The organism is Nocardioides sp., from assembly GCF_035429765.1.
Classification (GTDB): domain Bacteria; phylum Actinomycetota; class Actinomycetes; order Propionibacteriales; family Nocardioidaceae; genus Nocardioides.
The window spans coordinates 1-5,548 of the sequence record NZ_DAOMFK010000206.1 but is presented as its reverse complement, the minus strand read 5'-3'; the positions used below and the strand labels follow the sequence as shown (position 1 = coordinate 5,548).

Genomic DNA, 5,548 nt, shown 5'->3' with positions numbered 1-5,548 from the left:
GAACAACACCGACTCCGCCGGCAACTCCTACGGCTGCCACGAGAACTACCTGGTCGGGCGGGCGGGGGAGTTCAGCAGGCTGGCCGACATCCTGATCCCGTTCCTGGTCACCCGACAGGTCATCGTGGGGGCGGGCAAGGTCACCCAGACCCCCCGCGGGGCGCTGTACGCCGTGTCGCAGCGCGCCGAGCACATCTGGGAGGGCGTCTCGAGCGCCACCACCCGCAGCCGGCCGATCATCAACACCCGGGACGAGCCGCACGCGGACGCCGAGCGCTACCGCCGGCTGCACGTGATCGTCGGTGACTCCAACATGAGCGAGACCACCACGATGCTGAAGGTGGCCAGCTGCGACCTGGTGCTGCGGATGATCGAGGAGGGCGTGGTGATGCGCGACCTCACCATGGAGAACCCGATCCGCGCCATCCGCGAGATCTCCCACGACGTCAGCGGCCGGCGCAAGGTCCGGCTGGTGAGCGGCCGGGAGGCCAGCGCCCTGGACATCCAGCAGGAGTACCTCGGGAAGGCCCGCGACTTCGTCGACCGCCGGGGGATCTCCACGCCGCTCATCGAGCGGAGCCTGGACCTGTGGGAGCGGACGCTGAAGGCCGTCGAGTCCGACGACCTGGGCCTGGTGGACCGCGAGATCGACTGGGTCATCAAGTGGAAGCTCATCGAGCGCTACCGGGCCCGGCACGGCCTGCCGCTGGGCCACCCCCGGATCGCCCAGCTCGACCTGGCCTACCACGACATCCACCGGGGCCGCGGGCTGTACTACCTGCTGGAGAAGCGCGGGGCGGTGGCCCGGGCCACCACCGACCTGCGGATCTTCGAGGCCAAGTCGGTGCCCCCGCAGACCACCCGCGCCCGGCTGCGCGGCGACTTCATCCGCCGCGCCCAGGAGCGCCGGCGTGACTTCACCGTCGACTGGGTGCACCTGAAGCTCAACGACCAGGCCCAGCGCACGGTGCTGTGCAAGGACCCGTTCCGGTCCACCGACGAGCGGGTGCAGCGGCTCATCGACGGCATGTGAGGCGCTGCCGGGAACGCTCAGGTACGCCGGATAGGGTGACGGGGCCGTTGACCGTTGTCCCGGAAGGTGACCCATGCCCCGACGTACCACCCGACTCCTGGCCGTGCTCGGCCTGCTCGCCGCACTCACCGCGTGCGGTGACGACGGCTCGGCGAGCGACCAGGCGGCCGACCCGTCCTCCTCGGCCGCCGCGGTCGGCGGGTCGGTCCCGGACGGCGTGGCGGTGAGCGGCGCGCTCGGGAAGGAGCCGAAGGTCACCTGGTCGGACACGGTGAGCGTGGACCAGCTCGCCCGCACGGTGGTCATCGAGGGTGACGGCGAGACGGTGGGCGAGGGCGACAGCGTCATCACCCACGTGTGGATCGGCAACGGTGCGGCGAAGGCCCAGTCCTACAGCGACTTCAACCAGTCTGCGGTCGTGCTGAGCCTGGGGGAGCAGACGCTGCCGGCCCTCTCGCAGGGCCTGGAGGGCCAGACCGTCGGCTCCCGGGTGGTCATCGCCTCCCCGCCCGCCCAGGCCTGGGGGAACCAGGGCAACACCCAGCTCGGGATCGGCAACGCCGACACCGTGGTCTTCGTGGTGGACCTGCTCGACATCCTCCCCGACGGCCCGGACGGCACCAAGCAGAAGCCGGCCGCGTGGGCGCCCACGATCGTGGAGACCGACGGGGAGCCCAGCTCGCTGGACTTCGCCGGCACCCCGCCCCCGTCGGGCCGGCTGATGCGCACCACCGTGATCGAGGGCACCGGCAAGCCCGTCACCAAGGGCCAGCACCTCTACGTCAACTACCTCGGGCAGGTCCCCGGCAGCGACAAGCCGTTCGACGAGTCCTACAGCCGCGACACCCCCTTCGACTTCGTCATCGGCCAGGGCTCGGTGGTGAAGGGCTGGGACCAGGGGCTGCTCGGGGTCAAGGTCGGGAGCCGGGTGATCGTCCAGGTCCCGCCGGACAAGGGCTACGGCAAGGCGGGGCAGCCCGACGTCGGCATCAAGGGGACCGACACGATGTACTTCGTCGTCGACGTGCTGGCCGCCACCTGAGCGAGGCGCCATGGCGGTCCCGAAGAGCGAGCGGTTGCTGAACCTGCTCATCATGCTGCTGGTCCAGCGCCGGTACGTCGCGAAGGACCGGATCCGCGAGATCCTGTACCCCGGCGCCACCGACGAGGCGTTCGAGAAGATGTTCGAGCGTGACAAGGAGGAGCTGCGCAGCCTGGGTGTGCCGATCGAGGTGGGCAGCATGGACGCCTACTTCGACGACGAGCCGGGCTACCGCGTCCGCCCCGACGAGCTCGCCCTGCCCGAGATCAGCCTGACCGCCGACGAGGCCTCGGTGCTGGGCCTGGCCGCGAAGGTGTGGGAGCACGCCCGGCTGGCCGAGGCGACCACCGAGGCGCTGCGCAAGCTGTCCGCCGCCGGGCTGCCGGTCGACGAGTCGGCCCTCGACGTCGTCCAGCCGCGGCTGGCCGCCGACGAGCCGGCCTTCGACGCGTTCTGGGAGGCGACGCTCGACCGGGTCCCGGTGGCGTTCGAGTACCGGCGCACCGGGCAGCCCGCCACGACCCGGCACCTGCAGCCGTGGGGGGTCGTGCGCTACTCGGGCCGCTGGTACGCCGTCGGCCTGGACACCGACCGTGGCGCAGAGCGGGTGTTCCGCCTCAGCCGGGTCCAGGGCCAGCCCCGTCGCGACGGAGCGCCGGGCGCCTTCGAGGTGCCGGCGGGCACGGACGTGCGCGGCGTGGCCCGGCGGCTCGCTCCCACGCCACTGAGCGAGCCCGCGGTGGTCCTGGTGCGCGCCGGCGCCGGGGGAGGGCTGCGGCGCAAGGCCGAGCTGGTCGAGCCGGGGGTGACCGGCCCCGACGGGGGCACCGGCTGGGACCGGATGCACCTGCGGCACGGCGAGGTCGCCGACGAGGTCCTCACCTACGGTCCCGACGCGGTCGTGGTCTCCCCGTCCTGGCTCCGGGACCAGGTGGTGTCCCGGCTCCGGGTCGTGGTCGAGGGAGGTGCGCCGTGAGCGCGCCGGCGGCCGGGGGAGCCAAGGAGCAGGTCGCCCGCCTGCTCACCCTGGTGCCCTACCTGTACAGCCGCGAACGGGTCCAGCTCGACGAGGCGGCAGCGGCCCTGGGCGTGACCCCGGCCCAGCTGCTGCGGGACCTGCGGGTGCTGCTGATGTGCGGGCTCCCCGGCGGCTACCCCGACGACCTCATCGACGTCGACCTCGACGCCCTGGAGGACCCCGAGGGGGACGGGGTGGTCCGGGTCTCCAACGCCGACTACCTGGCCCGGCCGCTGCGCCTGTCACCGACCGAGGCCGGCGCGCTCATCGTGGCGCTGCGTGCCCTGCGCGGCGGTGCGAGCGACGAGACCCGCGACGTGGTGGACCGGGTGCTCGCCAAGCTGGAGGCGGCGGTCGCCGAGGGGGCCGCCGCGAAGGTCGACGTGGGCGAGGACGTCGACGGTCTCGCCGCGCTGCGCGCTCTCCTCGCCGATGCGCTGGCCCGCCGGCGCCAGGTCCGGCTCACCTACTACGTCCCCGCCCGGGACGAGGAGTCCGAGCGTGAGGTCGACCCGCGCGGCCTGGTGAACGCCCACGGGTTCGAGTACCTCGACGGCTGGTGCCACAGTGCCGACGCGCCCCGGCTCTTCCGCCTCGACCGGATCCACCACGCGGTGGTGCTGGACCGCCCGGTGCAGAGCCCGCCGACGCAGCCGCGTGACCTCTCCGAGGGGCTGTTCCAGCCGTCGGAGGACTCCCTTCGAGTGGTGCTCCGGCTCGACCCGGAGGCCCGGTGGGTCCCCGACTACTACCCGGTGGAGGACGTACGCCGGCGCCGCGGGGGCACCCTCGAGGTGACCATGCGGGTGGCCGACCCGCGCTGGCTGCAGCGGCTGCTGCTGCGGCTGGCACCGCACGCCAGCGTCGTCGAGCCGCCCGAGCAGGCCGCGGCGTTCGTCGCCACCGCGACGGAGACGTTGCGCTGGTACTCCTGAGTCCTTCCTCGGCGGCGTAGAATGCAGCGTCGACGTTCTTGAGGTGAGGAAGCCATGACCAGTTCGCTCGTTGCCGTCCCCGGTGGATGGGAGCTCATCGTCATCGTTCTGGTGATCGTGCTGCTCTTCGGCGCCAAGAAGCTTCCCGAGCTCGCCCGGGGCAGCGGCCAGGCCCTGCGCATCTTCAAGGCCGAGACCAAGGGGCTGACCTCCGACGACGAGGCGACGCCGGAGGAGCGCGAGATCCAGGCGCGCAACGCCGAGACCGAGGACACCATCCTCCGCGAGCACCGCGACGACACCGCCTGAGCACGGTCTCGAGCCGTGCCCTTCTCCGGTGTCGTCCAGCTCTTCTCCGGCAGACCGGTCCATCCCGTCGGTCCTGACGGGCGGATGGCGCTCTCGGACCACCTCCGGGAGCTGCGCGCCCGGGTGATGCGGGTGGCGCTCGCGCTGACCCTGGCGCTGGTCGCCTCCCTCTTCTTCTTCGACCAGATCTTCAGTCTGGTCATCGGGCCCTACCACCACGCCCAGGAGGCGCTGGGGGAGGACGTCACCAGGCCGGTGGTCAGCGGCCCCGGGGGCCCCTTCCTGCTGTACTTCAAGCTCTGCGGGCTCACCGCCTTGGTGGTGACCAGTCCCTACTGGCTCTACCAGATCTGGGCGTTCATCCTCCCCGGGCTGCACCCGCAGGAGCGGAAGTGGAGCCGGATCTTCGCCGCGGTAGCCGGGCCGCTCTTCATCGTGGGCGTGGCCATCGCCTACGCGACCCTGCCCAAGGGCCTGGAGGTGCTGATCGGGTTCACCCCCGCCGACCTGACCAACCTGGTCGAGTTCAACGAGTACCTGACCTTCTTCTCCCGCACCATGCTGGTCTTCGGGATCGCCTTCGAGATCCCGGTCTTCATCGTGCTGCTGAGTGCGGCAGGCATCGTCTCGGGCGCCTGGCTGGGGGCGCACCGCTCCTGGATGATCCTGGTCGTCTTCGTCTTCGCCGCCATCGCGACCCCCTCCACCGACCCGTTCACGATGACGTTCATGGCGGTGCCGATGGTGCTGCTGATCCTGGTGTCGGAGGTCATCGCGCGCAGCATCGACCGGCGCCGGGCGGCCCGGCGTACCCAGCTGGACCCCGACCGGGCCTCCCCCCTGTGACGCAGGGCGGCTCCGAGCTCGACCCGTTCGACCTGCCCGACTGGCTCGGTGAGGGCCGGGTGACGTGGGAGCCCGACCACGGCATCCGCACAGGGCACCTGCTGCCCGGCCGGCTGACCGGCGCGGACGGCCGGTCCCTGCCCTGCGACCTGCTCGCGGTGGACGAGGCGTTCCCGGCTCCGGTGACCGACGACCACGTCCGCACGCGGGCCCACCAGGCCTGGCGCTACGGCCAGGTGCTCCTGGTGGATCACGCCGGCCGGGCCACCCTCGCCGCCCCGGGCCGCCACTTCGACGCCGAGCGCGTGCTGGACGCGCTCGCCGTCCCGGGCCGCCACTTCGACGCCGAGCGCGTGCTGGACGCG

General features: G+C 72.2%; 7 protein-coding genes. All 7 read left to right on the top strand.

Annotation, left to right across the window (positions count from 1 at the left end; all coding sequences use genetic code 11):
* Positions 1 to 1,033 (top strand): Pup--protein ligase (gene pafA / locus PLP61_RS14525; protein ID WP_324503468.1); only part of this gene is annotated, 1,033 nt, incomplete at its 5' end.
* A gap of 73 nt (positions 1,034 to 1,106) precedes the next feature.
* A complete protein-coding gene (locus PLP61_RS14520; protein WP_324503467.1) occupies positions 1,107 to 2,075 on the top strand; it encodes an FKBP-type peptidyl-prolyl cis-trans isomerase in 969 nt (322 codons plus the stop codon).
* A gap of 10 nt (positions 2,076 to 2,085) precedes the next feature.
* Complete coding sequence (locus PLP61_RS14515) at positions 2,086 to 3,051, top strand: helix-turn-helix transcriptional regulator (RefSeq protein ID WP_324503466.1); 966 nt, start codon at positions 2,086 to 2,088, stop codon at positions 3,049 to 3,051.
* The gene (locus PLP61_RS14510) at positions 3,048 to 4,028 is read left to right on the top strand and encodes a helix-turn-helix transcriptional regulator (RefSeq protein WP_324503465.1); all 981 of its coding nucleotides are present in this window, start codon (positions 3,048 to 3,050) and stop codon (positions 4,026 to 4,028) included. Before PLP61_RS14515 ends, PLP61_RS14510 begins: the two co-directional genes overlap by 4 nt.
* A 54-nt stretch (positions 4,029 to 4,082) precedes the next feature.
* A complete protein-coding gene (gene tatA / locus PLP61_RS14505) occupies positions 4,083 to 4,337 on the top strand; it encodes a Sec-independent protein translocase subunit TatA (protein ID WP_324503464.1) in 255 nt (84 codons plus the stop codon).
* Positions 4,338 to 4,352: 15 nt separating this feature from the next.
* Positions 4,353 to 5,183: a twin-arginine translocase subunit TatC gene (gene tatC, locus PLP61_RS14500; RefSeq protein ID WP_324503463.1), complete on the top strand. Its 831-nt coding sequence runs from the start codon at positions 4,353 to 4,355 to the stop codon at positions 5,181 to 5,183.
* A partial coding sequence (locus PLP61_RS14495) for a hypothetical protein (RefSeq protein ID WP_324503462.1) occupies positions 5,180 to 5,548 on the top strand: 369 nt, incomplete at its 3' end. The genes tatC and PLP61_RS14495, both read left to right, overlap by 4 nt.